This is a genomic window from Acidimicrobiia bacterium, from assembly GCA_036271555.1.
Lineage (GTDB): Bacteria > Actinomycetota > Acidimicrobiia > IMCC26256 > PALSA-610 > DATBAK01.
Genome location: DATBAK010000041.1, coordinates 1 through 14938 on the forward strand (window position 1 = coordinate 1; position 14938 = coordinate 14938).

Below are 14938 nucleotides of genomic sequence, written 5' to 3' on the forward strand. Positions count from 1 at the left end.
TAACACGGCGCGTTCGTGCGCCTTCGGTGCGCGGCCGGTGCGGCCGACGCCGTTATCGTCGAGCGCACATGCGGGTCGGTGCACTGGATCTCGGTTCCAACTCCTTCCATCTCCTCGTCGCCGACGTCCATCCCGACGGCACCTTCGCCTCGATCACGCGCGAGAAGGACATGCTCCGCCTCGGCGACGAGGTCGCGCGCGAGGGCCGCATCACCGAGCGCACCGCGGACCGCGTCGTCGAGTCCGCGCTGCGCCTCAAGCAGATCGCGCAGGCGTCGGGCGCGACCGAGGTGCTGGCCAAGGCGACGAGCGCGATCCGCAGCGCGACGAACGGGAGCGACGTCGTCGACCGGATCGAAGAAGAGACCGGGATCGACGTCGAGGTGATCAACGGTCAGGAGGAAGCGCGCCTCATCTTCGCGGCCATCCGCGCGAGCGTCGTGATCGATCCCGCCCCCGCGCTCTGTATCGACCTCGGTGGCGGGAGCGTCGAGCTCATGGTCGGCGACGCGAACCGGCTGCACTGGGCGACGAGTCTGAACCTCGGTGTCGGTCGGCTCACCGAAGGCTTCGTGCACTCCGATCCGCCGTCGAAGAGCGAACGGCAGGCGCTCGAGCAGTACCTGCGCACGACGCTCGAGCCCGTCGCCGCGGAGATCTCCCACTACGCGCCGCGCATGGCGATCGGCAGCAGCGGCACGTTGAGCGATCTCGCGGCGATGGTCGCCGAGATCCAAACCGGTGAGGAACCGCGCTCGCGCAACCAGCTCTCGATGACGCGCGCCGACTTCCTGCCCGTGCACCAGCGCATCGTGAAGAGCAAGCTCGCCGACCGCCGCGACCTGCCCGGACTCGAGGAGAAGCGGTTCGAGCTCGTCGTCGCCGGCTCCACGTTCCTCGCGGTCGCGATGGAAGTGTTCGACTTCGACCGCATCACGATCAGCGAGTGGGCGCTGCGCGAAGGGATCATTCTCGACGCAGTCGGTCATCACGATCCCGACGACTGGTCCGACGACCCGCGCGCGCTCCGACGCGCGGCGGTCGCGTCGCTCGCGCGCCGCTGCCAGTCCGCGCCGGAGCACACACGCCAGGTCGCGCGCGTCGCACTCGAGCTGTTCGACGAGCTGCGCGAGCTCCACGGGCTCGGCGCCGACGACCGCGAGCTGCTCGAGTACGCGGTGCTCCTGCACGACATCGGGCAGCACGTGTCGCAGCACGGGCACCATCGTCACGCGGCGTACCTCGTCGAGCACGCGCGCCTGCGCGGCTTCTCACCCGACGAGGTGACGTTCCTCGCCGCGCTCGTGCGCCATCACCGCCGCGGTGATCCGAAGCCGTCGGAGCCGCTGTTCGGCGCGCTGTCGAGTCGTGATCGCGAGCGCGTGCGCAAGCTCGCCGCGATCCTGCGTGTCGCCGACGGGCTCGACCGTGGCCGCCGCGGTGCGGTGCAACAGATCACCGCGCAGGTCACCGACAACCTCGTACTCCTGCGCGTGCGCGCGGTCGACGACGCCGAGCTCGAGCTCTGGGCGACCCGCCGCCGGCGCGACCTGTTCGAGAAGGTCTTCGACCGCGAGCTCGAAGTCGTCGTGGAGCCCCGCCGTTCCTAGTGGTACTGCGTTACCCGGCTATACGCCGGTAACGCAGTACCACTAACCCCCGGTGACGGTCTGGGTGATGATGCGCGCGGTCGTCTCGACGAGCTGATCGCGCGCGATGCCGAGGGGTTCGAGGTCGATGTGGAACGCGGCCATGCGCTCGAGCAACGCGACCATCCCCGCACCGGCCGCGGCCGCGCTGATCTCCGGCGCGACACGACCCGCGCCCTGCGCGGCACGCACGTGATCGGCGAGTCCCACGGTGAACGGCGCGAGCATGCCGTTGCGGACGTCGCGAAAGCGGCGGTCGCCCTCCTGCGCGGCGAGGTTGCGCGTGCGCAGCACCGCGCGATTGGCGTCCCACAGATCGAGCCAGCCTTCGACGAGCCGGCGCGCCGACGCGAGCGCGCCGTCGGGATCCCACGGTCCTTCGAGCAGGTCGAGCAGCGGTGCGGTCGACTCGCCCACCTCGCCGGCGAGCGCGAGCACGGCTTCCTCGACGTCACGGAAGTATTGGTAGAAGGTCGCGGGCGACGTCTCGACGGCACGTGCGATGTCGACGACCCGCAGGTCGCGGATCCCGTGGTTCTCGAGCAGCACCGCCGTCGCGTCGAGCAGCCGCTGCCGCGTGCGCGCGCCGCGAGAACCGAGCGCCCGGCCGTCGATGGCGAGCGGGCGCTCGGCGCGCTCGCCGGCGGTCACGACGCCGCGAAGTCGACGAAGCCGAGCTCGTCCGACGCTAGCCGGAATGTCGCGTGCACGCGCATGCCGACCTGCGCCTGTTCGGGCGCGACGTCGGGCATCGCGGCGAGCACGCGCGCGCCCGCTTCGTCGAGGTCGACCGCGGCGACGACGAACGGCACCCGCTCCTTGAACGGCGGCACCCCGTTCTGGCGGATCACCGTGAACGAGTACACGGTCCCTTGGCCGCTCGCCGTGACCCACTCCAACGTGTCGGCGCCGCAGTGGATGCACAGCATCCGCGCGTAGTGCTGATGCAGTCCGCACGTCGTGCAGCGCTGGATGCGCAGCTCGCCCCGCCGCGCGCCCTGCCAGAACTCCGCATCCTCTTCGTTCGGATGCGGCACCAGATACTTCGGCGTCTCGCCTTCCCAACTCATGGTCGCGCTCGCTTCGCTCGCGGCTCCGTGGCGCGCGTGGGAGCAACCGAGGTCGCTCGCTCGCCCCACTCGCCGCTCGTGCCACTCATAGGGGCTCCGTCCCGAGCACGACGGTTCCCTGCGTCGAGAGCCAACCGCCGCTGCCGCTGCACACCGCGATCTCCGCACCTTCGACCTGACTGTCGCCGCCCTCGCCCCGCAGCTGCCGCGTCCCCTCGCAGAGCAGGTACAGGCCGCGCATCCCCGGGTGCGTCGACGACAGACCGCCGCCGTCGGTGTTGGTCGGGAGCGCGCCGCCGAGTCGGAGATTGCCGTCGGCCACGAACGCACCGCCTTCACCCTTCGGGGCGAACCCGAGGTCTTCGAGCACGACGAGCACGGTGTACGTGAACGAGTCGTACATCTGGAACACGTCGACGTCGGCGGGCGTGATGCCCGCGTCGGCGAACGCCTTCGGTCCGCACACCGCGGCCGCGGTCGTCGTCATGTCGGCCATCGCCTGGATCGAGTGGTGCGTCGATCCCCCGGCCGCGCCGCGCACGTACACGGGACGGTGTTGCAGCGACCGCGCGCGATCTTCCGTCGTCAGGATGATGCAGCAGCCGCCGTCGGAGATGACGCAACAGTCGAGCTTGTGCAGCGGGTCGGCGACGAGCCGCGAGCTCATCACGTCGTCGACGGTGATCGGGTCGCGGTACATCGCCGTCGGGTTGCGACCGGCGTGCTCGCGCATCTGAACCGCGATCGACGCGAGCTGCTCGGGCTTCGTGCCGTACTGGTGCATGTGCCGCTGCGCGGCCATCGCGTACGCGCCGACGAGCGTGAGCCCGGTCGGGAACTCGTAGCGCATCGGGCCCGGCATCGTGCCGCCACCACCGCGCGCACCGCCGCCGGTCCCAAGGGTGCGGCCGCTGGCCGACAGCTGGTTGTTGCCGTAGCAGATGGCGACGGTGTCGACCTCGCCGGCCTGGATCGCGCGGAACGCGTGCTGCGCGTGGAACTCGAACGACGATCCGCCGACCGACGTCGACTCGAGCCAGCGCGGTTGGATTCCGAGATACTCCGCGACCGCGACGTCGTGCATGCCGCCGTAACCGGCCGACGCGATGCCTTCGATCTCGCCCTTCGCGAGTCCCGCGTCGTCGAGCGCGCGCTTGAACGACTGCGCGATCAACATCGTCGGCGAAAGGTTGGGGGTGACCGGCCCGTCGGACAGTCCGACGCCCACGATGCAGACGTTTCTCATGCTGTCTCGCTCGCTCCTTCGCCCGCTCCCCTCCGGGTCGCGGACTCGCACGCTCGCTGGCGAGCCTCGACGCTCACTTCGTTCGCGCCTTCGGCCGCGGCAACGGATGGGCGGCGACAGTACCGGCGGCTCTCCGAAGGCGGCCAGACGGCGCGCGGGAGTACCGTCAGAAGGAGACGTAGGCGAGCGGAGCCGGAGCTTCAGGAAGATGCACGGCTCGGAACCTCGAGCCGGAGTCGACCCGTGAGTACCGCGCCACGACTTCCGGGGGGATCCATGAGCGGTTCTGCGCCCGACTCGAATCGCGAGATCGTCGTCGACGCCGACGGTCACCTCTGCGAACCCGCCGACCTCTGGGAGCGCAACCTGCCCGAAGGCATGCGCGACCGCGGCATCCGGCTGCGTTGGAACGAGGCGACCGGCTACGACGAATGCTGGGTCGAGGACGGCATGGCCACCGACCGCGGCCTCGTCGGCCTCGGCAACGCGGGCGAGAGCTTCGACGACTTCGGTCGCGGCCGGCACTACGAGTCGATCAACCCCGCGGGCTTCGACGCGCGCGAACGCGTGAAGGTGCTCGACTCCGAGGGCATCGACGTCGCGGTGATGTACCCCGGGCTCGGGTTGAAGCTCGGCGCGATCCAGGACGCCGACCTCGCGGTCGCGTCGTGCCGGGTCTACAACGACTGGGTCGCGGAGTGGTGCGCGACCGCGCCCGACCGGCTCGTCGGCACCGGCGCGCTCCCCCTCCAGGATCCGAAGCGCGCCGCCGACGAGGCGCGCCGCATCGCGGGCATGGGTCTGCGCGCCGGATTCGCGCGCCCGAACGCGTACCACGACCGCCCGCTGCACCATCCCGTGTACACGCCGGTGTGGGAGGCGCTCGAGGAGACGAACCTCCCGCTCGCCTTCCACCCCGCGGGCCTCGCCGACATGCCGGGCGCGTCTCGCCAGATGGGTCACCTCATGGCACCGGGCACGCACCACGCGCTGATCCTGCTCTTCGATCAGGAGATGACGCTGTCGAACCTCGTGTACGGCGGGGTGCTGGAACGCCACCCGAACCTGCAGGTCGTCGTGCTCGAGTGCGGCGGCGGATGGATCGCGCACTGGATGGACCGGCTCGACGAGTTCCTCGAGAGCTACGGGTGGGCCACGCCGACGCTGTCGCTCACACCGCGCGAGTACTTCCAGCGCCAGTGCTGGATCAGCTTCGATCCCGGCGAACGAACTGCGCCGCTGCTCGCCGAGCTCGTGGGCGGCGACCGTTTCGTGTGGGCGTCCGACTTCCCGCACAGCGACGCGAAGTATCCGGGAGTCGTCGACGAGCTGCGCGAGAACACCGAGCACATGGAACCCGTCGCGCGCGCCGGTCTCCTCGGTCGCAACGCGCTCGCGATGTACGGCCTCTCCCCGTCGGCCGCGTGAGCAGCCAGGCGCGGTCTGGATCGAGCGCCGCAGATCGGAGCCGCATGAACAGCCAGGCGCAGATCGCAGGCGCGGTCACCCACGACCACGCGGCGCACGGTCTGGATCGAGCGCCGGAGATCGGAGCCGCGTGAGCAGCCAGGCGCAGATCGCAGGCGCGGTCACCCACGACCACGCGGCGCACCGTCCGGATCGAGCGCCGCAGATCGGAGCCGCATGAACAGCCAGGCGGAGATCGCAGGCGCGGTCACGCACGACCACGCGGCGCACGGTCTGGATCGAGCGCCGGAGATCGGAGCCGCATGAACATGGCGCCGCTCGACCTCGTCATTCGCGGTGGGTCGGTCGTCGACGGGACGGGCGCGCCCGCGCGCACCGCCGACGTCGCGATCCGCGACGGTCGCATCGCCGCGATCGGTCGCGTCGACGACACCCGTGACGCGGCGCGCGTCGTCGACGCCGACGGCCTCACGGTGACACCCGGATTCATCGACGTCCACACGCACTACGACGCGCAGCTGCACTGGGACCCGACCGCATCGCCTGCGTCGTGGCACGGCATCACCACGCTCTTCACCGGCAACTGCGGCTTCACGCTCGCGCCCGCGAAGCCCGACGACGTCGAGTGGCTCATGCTGATGCTGAGCCGGGTCGAGGGCATGTCGGCCGACGCGCTCGCCGAAGGCGTCGACTTCCGCGGCGGAACGCTCGGCGACTTCCTCGACGGGCTCGAGGGCCGCGTCGGGGTGAACGTCGCGGCCAACGTCGGCCATTGCGCGCTGCGCCGCTACGTGATGGGCGACGACGCGTCCGAACGCCACGCGAACCCGCACGAGATCCACGAGATGCAGGCGCTGCTCCGAGAGGCACTCAACGACGGCGCGTACGGCTTCACGTCGTCACAGCTCGACCTCCACGTCGCGCACGACGGGCGGGGTGTGCCGTCGAACCACGCCGCGCCGATGGAGCTCGTCGCGCTCGCGTCGGTGCTCGCCGAGTTCGACCGCGGCGCGATCGAGTTCATCCCCCGCACGTTCCTCACCGGCTACGACGACGACGATCGTCGCCTCATCCTGGATCTCGCGCGCACGTCGGGCCGGCCCGTGCACCTCAACACGCTGACGCAGATGCCCCACGCACCCGACGGCTGGTCGCGCAGCCTGGAGTTCGCGCGCGAAGCCGCCGCCGAAGGGCTCGCGGTCCACCCGATGTTCGCGTCGAACCGTCAGGGTGCGCACTTCTCGCTCGACACGACGTTCCTCTTCGACGAGATGCCGAGCTTCCGCGACACCCTCACGCTGCGCGAGCCGGAGCGTTCGTCCCGGTTGAAGGATCCCGCGCTGCGCGACCGCATGCGCGCCGAGATCGCCGACCCGCGCGGTCGCAGCTTCGTGTTCGTGTGGCAGGCGCTGCGCGTCGAGTCGGTCGTCGACGCCGAGCACGAGCGGTATCTCGACATGAGCGTCAGCGAGATCGCCGAGCAGTGGAACGCGGATCCGCTCGACGCCTTCCTCGACCTCTCGCTCGCCGAGAACCTCGCGACCCAGTTCGTGCTCGCCGCACCGCACAACGCGACGCGCAAGTCGGCGACCGAGCAGATCGTCGCGGAACCTCTCGTGATGGCGGGCAGCAGCGACGGCGGCGCGCACCTTCTGTCGTTCTGCGGTGCCGACTTCACCACCCGTCTCCTCACCGAGTGGACTCCCGACTTCCTCACGTTCGAAGCCGCGGTCGCGCGCCTGACTTCGGCGCCCGCGGCGACCCAGGGCCTCACCGATCGCGGCACGCTCGCGCCGGGCATGGCCGCCGACGTGCTGCTCATCGATCGTGATCGCCTCGCGACTCCGGACTCGCCGCGCTACGTGCGCGACTTCCCCGCGGGTTCGGGTCGCTACGTGTGCGACGCGACCGGCTACGTGTCGGTGATCGTGAACGGCGAGGAGCTGCTGCACGAGGGCGAGCACACCGGCGCGTGCCCAGGAGCGATCCTGCGCGGCTGAGATACGACCGGTGAGTTCCGGCGCGCCGCGCCGTCGAACCCAACACGGTGGACGACGAGAGGAACCACGATGAGCAAGGTCGGCACGTACCTGAACTTCGACGGTCAGGCCGAAGCCGCGTTCGAGTTCTACGCGAAGACCTTCGGCAGCGAGATCATCGGCATCACCCGCATCGGTGACATGCCGACCGGTCCCGGGATGCCCGCGATCTCCGACGCCGAGCAGAAGCTCGTCGCCAACGTGCAGCTGCCGATCGTCGACGGTCACGTGATCATGGGCAGCGACATCCTGCGCTCGATGGGCCACTCGCTCACCGTCGGCAACAACGTGACGATCGAGCTCGAGCCCGACACCCGCGCCGAGACCGACCGCCTCTACGCCGCCCTGTCCGAGGGCGACCGCGACGCGAACGGGCTCGCCGACATGCCGTGGGGCGCCTACTGGGGCGTGTGCCTCGACCGCTTCGGCGTGCGCTGGATGTTCAACTGCTACGCGTCGTAGCGTGCGCCCCGCGGAGGGCGGTCGGGCGACGCGGGGGTACCGGGGATGCGAAGGTCACGGGTGGGCGCGGCGGTCGGCGTCGCGCTGTTGACGGTGTTCTCGGTGGCCGGGCGCGGCGCGGCCGCGCCGAGGGCGCGCACCGCGACGCCGGCGTGCACGATCACCGGCACGCCGGGCCCTGATGTGCTCGACGGCACGCCGGGCGACGACGTCATCTGCGGACTCGGCGGCAACGACGTCATCACCGGCGAGGGTGGCAACGACACGCTGATCGGCGGTCCCGGCGACGACACCCTCGAGGGCGGCGACGACAACGACACGCTCGACGGCGGCGCCGGAGTCGACACGTGCGTGCAGGGCGCGGGCATCGGGCCGATCTCGAACTGCGAAGCGCTCGCCGAGCCTGCGCTGTCGGTGTCGGACGCATCGACGAACGAGGGCAACCCCGGCGACACGAACGAGCTGCACTTCACGGTGACGCTCGCATCTCCGCTCGCCGTCACCGCGACCGTCGACTACGCGACCGCGAACGGCACCGCGTCCGCGCCGGGCGATTACACGAGCGAATCCGGCACGTTCACATTCGCACCCGGCGTCACGGGCCAGTCGGTCGACGTGCCCGTGATCGGCGATCACCAGTACGAACCCGACGAGACGATGTCGGTCGTGCTGTCGAATCCCGTTGCCGCGACGATCGGCGGCGGCACCGGAATCGGCACGATCGTGAACGACGACCCGCAGTACCAGCTGAATATCGCCGACGCGAAGCAGCTGGAGGACGCGGGACCGATGCCGTTCGCAGTGACGCTCACCCCCGCGTCGACCGACCCGGTCTACGTGCAGTACCAGACCACCAACGGCACCGCGATCTCCGGCGTCGACTACCACGGCGCGATCGGTGTGCTCGAGATCCCCGCGGGCGCGACGAGCGGCGAGATCGACATCCCGCTCGTGCACGACACGCTCGACGAGCCGAACAAGACGTTCACGATCACACTGTCGAACGCGGTCGGCGCGACGATCATCGACGGCGCGGCAACCGGAACGATCCGCGACGACGACCCGACCCCGACCGTGTCGATCGACAGTCCGTCGGTGGTCGAGGGCAACAGCGGCACGACGCCGATGACGTTCACCGTGACGCTGAGCGCCCCGTCCGGTCGCGCCACGAGCGCGGTGATCAAGCTCGTGTCCGGCACCGCGCTCGCGGGCGCCGACTTCGTCAACCAGACCCGCACGCTCCAGTTCCCCGCGGGAACCACGACGCAGCCGCTCACCGTCGACATCAAGGGCGACACGACGCCCGAGCACGACGAGACCTTCCGCGCCGTTCTCGCCAGTGGCACCGGCGTCGTGCACGACCACACGTTCGGGACCGGCACGATCGTCAACGACGATCCCGGCACCGTGATCGAGCTCGTCGGCAACCCGCCCGGCGGCGGGCACGGCGCGAACGACGCGGTGGTGAGCACCGACGGTCGCTACGTCGCGTTCACCTACAACACCGGGCACGGCGGACCGCGTCACGACTCGGGCGGTGTGTTCCTGCGCGATCGCCTCGCCGGAACCATCGTCGAGCTCGACAGCGTGAGTGGGCGCAACACCGCCATCACCGCGCTCGCGATGAGCAGCGACGCGCACTACCTGTCGTGGAGCAACAGCGGCAGCACGATCGTGTACGACCGCGTGGCCAATACGCGCACGTCGTTGCCGAAGTTCACCGAGCCGGTGTCGTTCGACGGTGACGGCGGGCTCATGACGTACCGCGACGAGTCGGTCGGGCGCCTCCTCCTCCGCACCACGGCCACGGGCGCGACCACGACGATCACCGACGACGACTCCGCCGACCACCCGACGCTGAGCCCCGACGGCTCGACGGTCGCGTACCGCGGTGCCGACCAACAGATCCACGTGTACACGGTCGCGACTGCAGCCGACGCGATCGCGAGCACGAGTACCGGCGGCACGCTCGGGAACGGCTTCAGCGACTTCCCGGCGCTGAGCCAAGACGGTCGGTACGTCGCGTTCCAGTCCGCGTCGAACAACCTCGTCACCGGTGACACGAACCACAACACCGACGTGTTCGTGCACGACATGGTTGGGGGCACCACCGCGCTCGTCTCGGTCGACGGAACCGGGTTGCAGCTCTCGCAGGGCGGCGAGGCGCCGACCATCAGCGCCGACGGCCAGACGGTCGCGTTCCAGTCGGCCAACGCGGTGTACGTGGTCGGACCCGGCCCGGCGGCCGTCTTCAGCGACCTGAACGCGTTCGCGCCCCGGCTCAGCGGCGACGGCGACTCACTCGTGTTCGTCGGCTATCCGCAGGTCGACGGGCAGGTACGGACCGACGTGCTCCTCGCCGACGTGGAGTGAGGGCCCCGATTGCGGCTCCTACGATGCGGTGAGCACAACGCAGGAAAGGTGACGCCATGAAGCTCGACGACATGATCCTGGTGAGCGTCGACGACCATGTGGTCGAGCCGCCCGACGTCTTCGAGCGGCACCTGCCCGCCAAGTACCGCGACATCGCGCCGCACGTCGAGCACGAAGCCGACGGCACCGACCGCTGGCACTTCCTCGACTTCGAGATCCCGAACGTCGGATTGAACGCAGTCGCGGGCCGGCCGCGCGAGGAGTACGGCATCGACCCGACGTCGTTCGACGAGCTGCGGCCCGGTTGCTACAACGTCGACGAGCGCGTGCGCGACATGAACGCGAACGGCCTGCTCGGCTCACTCAACTTCCCGTCGCTCCCCGGTTTCGCGGGTCGCCTGTTCGGCGCGATGGACGACAAGGACGCCGCGCTCGCGTTGAACCTCGCGTACAACGACTGGCACATCGAGGACTGGTGCGGCGCCGCGCCCGGCCGCTTCATCCCGCTCGCGGTGCCACCGATCTGGGATCCCGAGGCGATCGCGAAGGAAGTGCGGCGCGTCGCGAAGAAGGGTTGCCACGCGATCACGTTCCCGGAGAACCCGGTCCCGCTCGGACTCCCGAGCCTGCACGAGGACCACTGGGACCCGGTGTGGCGCGCGTGCTCCGACGAGCACACCGTCGTGTGCATGCACATCGGGTCGTCGGGGCAGCTCGCCGTCACCGCGCCGAACGCGCCGATCGACGTGATGATCACGTTGCAGCCGATGAACATCGTGCAGGCCGCGGCCGACATCATTCACTCGCCGGTGTTCAAGAAGTTCCCCGACGTCACGGTCGCATTGTCGGAAGGCGGGATCGGCTGGATCCCCTACTTCCTCGAGCGCCTCGACCACTCGTACCTGACGCACAAGGCGTGGACCGGTTCCGACTTCGGCACGAAGCTGCCGAGCGAGGTCTTCATGGAGCACATCATCCTGTGCTTCATCGAGGACGAGTTCGGCGCGCGCCACGCGCGCGAGATCGGCGCCGATCGCATCTGCATCGAGACCGACTACCCGCACTCGGACGCGATCTGGCCGAACGCGCCCGAGGTGCTCACCGCGCACTTCGCGCTGTCGGACGTCACCGACGACGAGATCGACAAGATGACGCACAAGAACGCGATGGAGTTCTTCCAGTACGACCCGTTCTCAGTGCGACCGCGCGAGCAGTGCACCGTCGGCGCGTTGCGCGCCGAGGCCGGCGATCACGACGTGTCGGTCCAGAGCAAGGGCCGGAAGGCTGCGCCCCAGGGCCCCGTCACCGTGACGGAGCTGACCGTTACGGCCTGAACCGTCAGGCCGCGCGCCGCGCCGACAGCGGTACCGCGAACGGTTGGCGCGGCGGTGCGGGCGGTACGAGCTGCAACGTCGAACGCGTGTCGCGCGGCGTTGCGAGCGCGTCGAACACGAAGAGCACCGCGATCGGAATCGCGAGCAGCGCGTACACGACGAGCGCGACGAGTGTCTGCGCGACGAGCCACACGCCCACTCCGATCACACAGAACGCCACCTCGCATCGGTGCATTGCCGACCCCCCGTTGTCGACTGCGAACCCTCAGCGCGTCCAAGCTCCGGCGAGCGTATCCCTCCGAACTCCTAGATTGATGTCAGTGGACGCGGAGCGAAGGAACCGGCAGTTCTGGGACAAGGACGCGGACGCGTATCAGGATCGTCACGGCGGTCGTCTGCAGCACACCGCGCGCGCGTGGGGCGTGTGGCGCATCCCCGAGGACGAGCTGCACGTGCTCGGCGACATCGAGGGTCGCGACGTGCTCGAGCTCGGCTGCGGTGCCGCGCAGTGGTCGGTCGCACTCGCGGCCGACGGTGCGCGCACGACCGGCGTCGATCAGTCGCGCGCGCAGCTCACGCACGCGCGCGACGCGGTCGATCACGCGGGTGTTGCGGTTTCGTTGTTGCTCGCGAGTGCAACCGCGGTACCGATCGCGGACCAATCCTTCGACATCGTGTTCTGCGATCACGGCGCGATGAGCTTCTGCGATCCCGCGCAATCGGTTCCCGAAGTCGCGCGGCTGTTACGGCCGGGCGGGCTGCTCGCGTTCTCCGCCGCGACCCCGCTCGTCTATTTCACCTACGACGAGGTGCGCGATCGCCAGACCCGCCGTCTGCGCAACCGCGCGTTCGGACGTCGCGAGTGGAGTGGCGACGACGGCACCTCCGACTTCTGCGTGCCGACCGGCGAGTGGCTGCGCCGCTTCCACGCGCACGGCCTCGTGCCCGAAGACCTGATCGAGCTGCGCGCGCCCAAGGGCGCGACCACGACCTTCGCCGACTACGTGCCCTACCGCTGGGCGCGGCGCTGGCCGGCCGAGCAGATCTGGAAGGTGCGGAAGCAGAGCTGAGCGTCTTCTCCGCGGGAACGGGCGGGTCGCTTCACGAGCCGCCCGACGTGGAGCCTGAGGCGTCCGCGAGGGCGAAGCTTGCGAGCCCGACCAGAAGGCTCAGCGGCGCTCGAACGTGACGCCCGCGGCCTCGCGGTCCCACGTGCTCGCGGTGACGCCCTCGGCCCGCAGCTCGTACTTCAGCACGCGGCCGACCGGGTTGCGGGGCAGGTCGTCGCGGAACTCGATGTAGCGCGGGATCGCGAAGTACGGCACCCGCTCGGCGGCCCAACGGCAGAGGTCCTCCGCGCTCAGCTCCGCGTCGGGCTGCAACACCGCGGTGACCTTCACCTCGTCCTCGCCCATGTCGCTCGGCGCCGCGTGCACCGCGACGTCCTTGATCGCGGGATGACCGAAGAACGTCTTCTCCATCTCGAAGCTGGAGATGTTCTCGCCCCGTCGTCGGAGCGCGTCCTTCTTGCGGTCGACGAAGTAGAGGAAGCCGTCGTCGTCGACGCGGCCGAGGTCGCCGCTGTGGAACCAGAGATTGCGGAACACCGCGAGGCTGTCGGTCGGCCGGTTCCAGTAACCCGCGAACATCGCGTCGGGGATGCGTGGGCGGCAGCAGATCTCGCCGGATTCGCCGACGGCCACGGGCACGTCGTCGTCGTCGAGCAGCGCGATGTCGAGCTCGATCGAGTTCACGATCCCCGCCGCGCCGGGCCGGTTCTCGACTCCCGGCGGGAGCGCGGCGAGCAACGAAGCCTCGGTGAGACCGAAGCCGCCGCTGAACGTCGCACAGCCGAAGCGCTCGCGCCAGATGCGGTCGATGTCGGGAGGCATCGGTGCGGCCGCGCACACGCGCAACGTGTGCCCCGCGGTGTCGGCATGGTCGTCGGCATTCGCGATGAGGATCGCGAGCGAGCCGAGCATCGACGCGATCGTCGCCTTGCTGCGCTTGATCTCGGGCCAGAAGCCCGACACCGAGAACCGGCGCCCGATGCTCGCCGATCCACCGATCGAGAGCGTGCCGACGACTGCGATCGAGATCGCGTTGAGGTGGAACAGCGGCAGCGGCGTCCACACGACGTCGTCGGCCGTGCGCTGCCACGCGCGCGCGATCTGGCCCGCCATGCACACGATGTAGTTGTGGCTGAGCATGCAGCCCTTCGACGGACCGGTCGTGCCCGCGGTGTAGATGAGGCACGCGAGATCCGACGGGTTCACGTCGACGGCGTCGGCGCTCGAGCGCGCGCCCGCGAGCAGCTTCTCGTAATCGTGGAACGCGAAACGGTCGATCGCGACATCGGGCTCGCCGACGACGACCACCGCCTCGAGCGACGGCACCACACCCACGATCTCCGTGACGCGGCTCGCGAAGTCGCCCTGCACGATGAGGACGCGCGCTTCGCAGTCGGAGAGTTGGTGGCGGAGGAACTCGCCCTTGTACGCGTTGTTCACCGGCACCGCGATCGCGCCGAGCCGCAGCGTCGCGAAGAACGCGAGCACCTGCTCGGGTCCGTTCTCCAGCAGGCTCGCGACGCGGTCGCCGCGCCGCACGCCGAGCCCCGCGAGCGCCGCTGCGAGCCGGCCGGCCTCCTCGTCGATGCGGCGGGCCGAGTAGGCGTCGCCCATGAAGTCGAGGTAGAGGCCGTCGGGATCGGCGGCCACTCGCGCCGCCAGCTGCGCGTTGATCGTCGTGCGTTCCGTCTCGCTCATGGAACCTGACATTACCGTCAGCCTTGGCCCGGCTCCGGCGGCGCTCCCACCGGCTCCCACCGGCTCAAACGAACGACGAACCGATCGAACGTCGCACCATCGACGACGACCGCACCGGTCGCGACGAAGTCATTTTGCTCGACGACACACCGCGAGGCGACGTTGTCCGGCGCGATGTCGGCAACGAGACGGTCGAGCCCGAGCTCGTCGCGCGCCACCCGCACGAGCGCGCCGAGCGCCGTCGTCGCGACGCCACCGCCGCGTGCGGCGCCCGCGACGTAGTAGCCGACGACGGCCGACCGTTGCACGATGTCCTCGAGCACGAACAGTCCCACGAGGTCGTCGCCGCGCACGGCAACGAACCCGACGCAGTCGTGCTCGGGCCAGATTCGGTTGATGCGGTCGCGCTGACCGTCGGGTGTGAAGAACACGGACGGCGACGCGCCGAGTGTGGGGTCGTCGCGGTCGGCCGCGTACATCGCCGCGAGCGGCGCCGCGTCGTCCGCGACACAGCGGCGGATCGCGACGTCGGCGGTCACGGACGGACGCTCCCGACTTCCGCCGGCCGG

At 69.9% G+C, this 14938-nt stretch carries 13 protein-coding genes; 7 read left to right on the forward strand and 6 right to left on the reverse strand.

Annotation, left to right across the window (positions count from 1 at the left end; genetic code table 11):
* Positions 1-68: 68 nt before the first annotated feature.
* On the forward strand, positions 69-1610 hold the full coding sequence (locus VH914_11040; GenBank protein HEX4491733.1) for a Ppx/GppA phosphatase family protein: 1542 nt from the start codon (positions 69-71) through the stop codon (positions 1608-1610).
* A gap of 42 nt (positions 1611-1652) precedes the next feature.
* Here VH914_11040 and VH914_11045 read toward each other — a convergent pair whose 3' ends face one another.
* The 3 genes from VH914_11045 to VH914_11055 all read right to left on the reverse strand — a co-directional run bounded on the left by VH914_11045 (position 1653) and on the right by VH914_11055 (position 3965).
* Complete coding sequence (locus VH914_11045) at positions 1653-2300, reverse strand: TetR family transcriptional regulator (GenBank protein HEX4491734.1); 648 nt, start codon at positions 2298-2300, stop codon at positions 1653-1655.
* Positions 2297-2719 carry a Zn-ribbon domain-containing OB-fold protein gene (locus VH914_11050; GenBank protein ID HEX4491735.1) on the reverse strand — a complete coding sequence of 141 codons (423 nt, stop codon included), beginning with the start codon at positions 2717-2719 and terminating at the stop codon, positions 2297-2299. The genes VH914_11045 and VH914_11050 overlap by 4 nt, the downstream gene beginning before the upstream one ends.
* Positions 2720-2804: 85 nt before the next feature.
* Positions 2805-3965, reverse strand: coding sequence for an acetyl-CoA acetyltransferase (locus tag VH914_11055; GenBank protein HEX4491736.1), 1161 nt, complete (start codon positions 3963-3965; stop codon positions 2805-2807).
* Between the two features lie 276 nt (positions 3966-4241).
* On the opposite strand from VH914_11055, the gene VH914_11060 reads away from it, so the two are divergent.
* From VH914_11060 to VH914_11080, 5 genes are all read left to right on the forward strand, one after another.
* Positions 4242-5393, forward strand: coding sequence for an amidohydrolase family protein (locus tag VH914_11060; GenBank protein HEX4491737.1), 1152 nt, complete (start codon positions 4242-4244; stop codon positions 5391-5393).
* 302 nt (positions 5394-5695) lie between these two features.
* Entirely contained in the window at positions 5696-7393 is a 1698-nt protein-coding gene (locus tag VH914_11065) for an amidohydrolase family protein (protein ID HEX4491738.1), read from the forward strand.
* A gap of 69 nt (positions 7394-7462) precedes the next feature.
* Positions 7463-7894: a VOC family protein gene (locus VH914_11070; GenBank protein HEX4491739.1), complete on the forward strand. Its 432-nt coding sequence runs from the start codon at positions 7463-7465 to the stop codon at positions 7892-7894.
* Between the two features lie 60 nt (positions 7895-7954).
* The gene (locus VH914_11075; GenBank protein HEX4491740.1) at positions 7955-10267 is read left to right on the forward strand and encodes a Calx-beta domain-containing protein; all 2313 of its coding nucleotides are present in this window, start codon (positions 7955-7957) and stop codon (positions 10265-10267) included.
* Between the two features lie 56 nt (positions 10268-10323).
* Positions 10324-11601: an amidohydrolase family protein gene (locus VH914_11080; protein ID HEX4491741.1), complete on the forward strand. Its 1278-nt coding sequence runs from the start codon at positions 10324-10326 to the stop codon at positions 11599-11601.
* 4 nt (positions 11602-11605) lie between these two features.
* On the opposite strand, the gene VH914_11085 is transcribed toward VH914_11080, so the two are convergent.
* Positions 11606-11821: a hypothetical protein gene (locus tag VH914_11085; GenBank protein HEX4491742.1), complete on the reverse strand. Its 216-nt coding sequence runs from the start codon at positions 11819-11821 to the stop codon at positions 11606-11608.
* 100 nt (positions 11822-11921) lie between these two features.
* On the opposite strand from VH914_11085, the gene VH914_11090 reads away from it, so the two are divergent.
* Complete coding sequence (locus VH914_11090; protein ID HEX4491743.1) at positions 11922-12671, forward strand: class I SAM-dependent methyltransferase; 750 nt, start codon at positions 11922-11924, stop codon at positions 12669-12671.
* Between the two features lie 99 nt (positions 12672-12770).
* On the opposite strand, the gene VH914_11095 is transcribed toward VH914_11090, so the two are convergent.
* On the reverse strand, positions 12771-14369 hold the full coding sequence (locus VH914_11095) for an AMP-binding protein (protein HEX4491744.1): 1599 nt from the start codon (positions 14367-14369) through the stop codon (positions 12771-12773).
* Positions 14370-14386: 17 nt separating this feature from the next.
* Positions 14387-14908 (reverse strand): GNAT family N-acetyltransferase, encoded by a 522-nt coding sequence (locus VH914_11100; protein HEX4491745.1) that lies wholly within the window; start codon positions 14906-14908, stop codon positions 14387-14389.
* Positions 14909-14938 lie beyond the last annotated feature (30 nt).

Coding starts and splice junctions, on each gene's coding strand:
- VH914_11050 (HEX4491735.1), bottom strand. CDS start 2,719: ATGAGTTGGGAAGGCGAGACGCCGAAGTATCTGGTGCCGCATCCGAAC.
- VH914_11055 (HEX4491736.1), bottom strand. CDS start 3,965: ATGAGAAACGTCTGCATCGTGGGCGTCGGACTGTCCGACGGGCCGGTC.
- VH914_11095 (HEX4491744.1), bottom strand. CDS start 14,369: ATGAGCGAGACGGAACGCACGACGATCAACGCGCAGCTGGCGGCGCGA.
- VH914_11040 (HEX4491733.1), top strand. CDS start 69: ATGCGGGTCGGTGCACTGGATCTCGGTTCCAACTCCTTCCATCTCCTC.
- VH914_11080 (HEX4491741.1), top strand. CDS start 10,324: ATGAAGCTCGACGACATGATCCTGGTGAGCGTCGACGACCATGTGGTC.
- VH914_11065 (HEX4491738.1), top strand. CDS start 5,696: ATGAACATGGCGCCGCTCGACCTCGTCATTCGCGGTGGGTCGGTCGTC.
- VH914_11060 (HEX4491737.1), top strand. CDS start 4,242: ATGAGCGGTTCTGCGCCCGACTCGAATCGCGAGATCGTCGTCGACGCC.
- VH914_11070 (HEX4491739.1), top strand. CDS start 7,463: ATGAGCAAGGTCGGCACGTACCTGAACTTCGACGGTCAGGCCGAAGCC.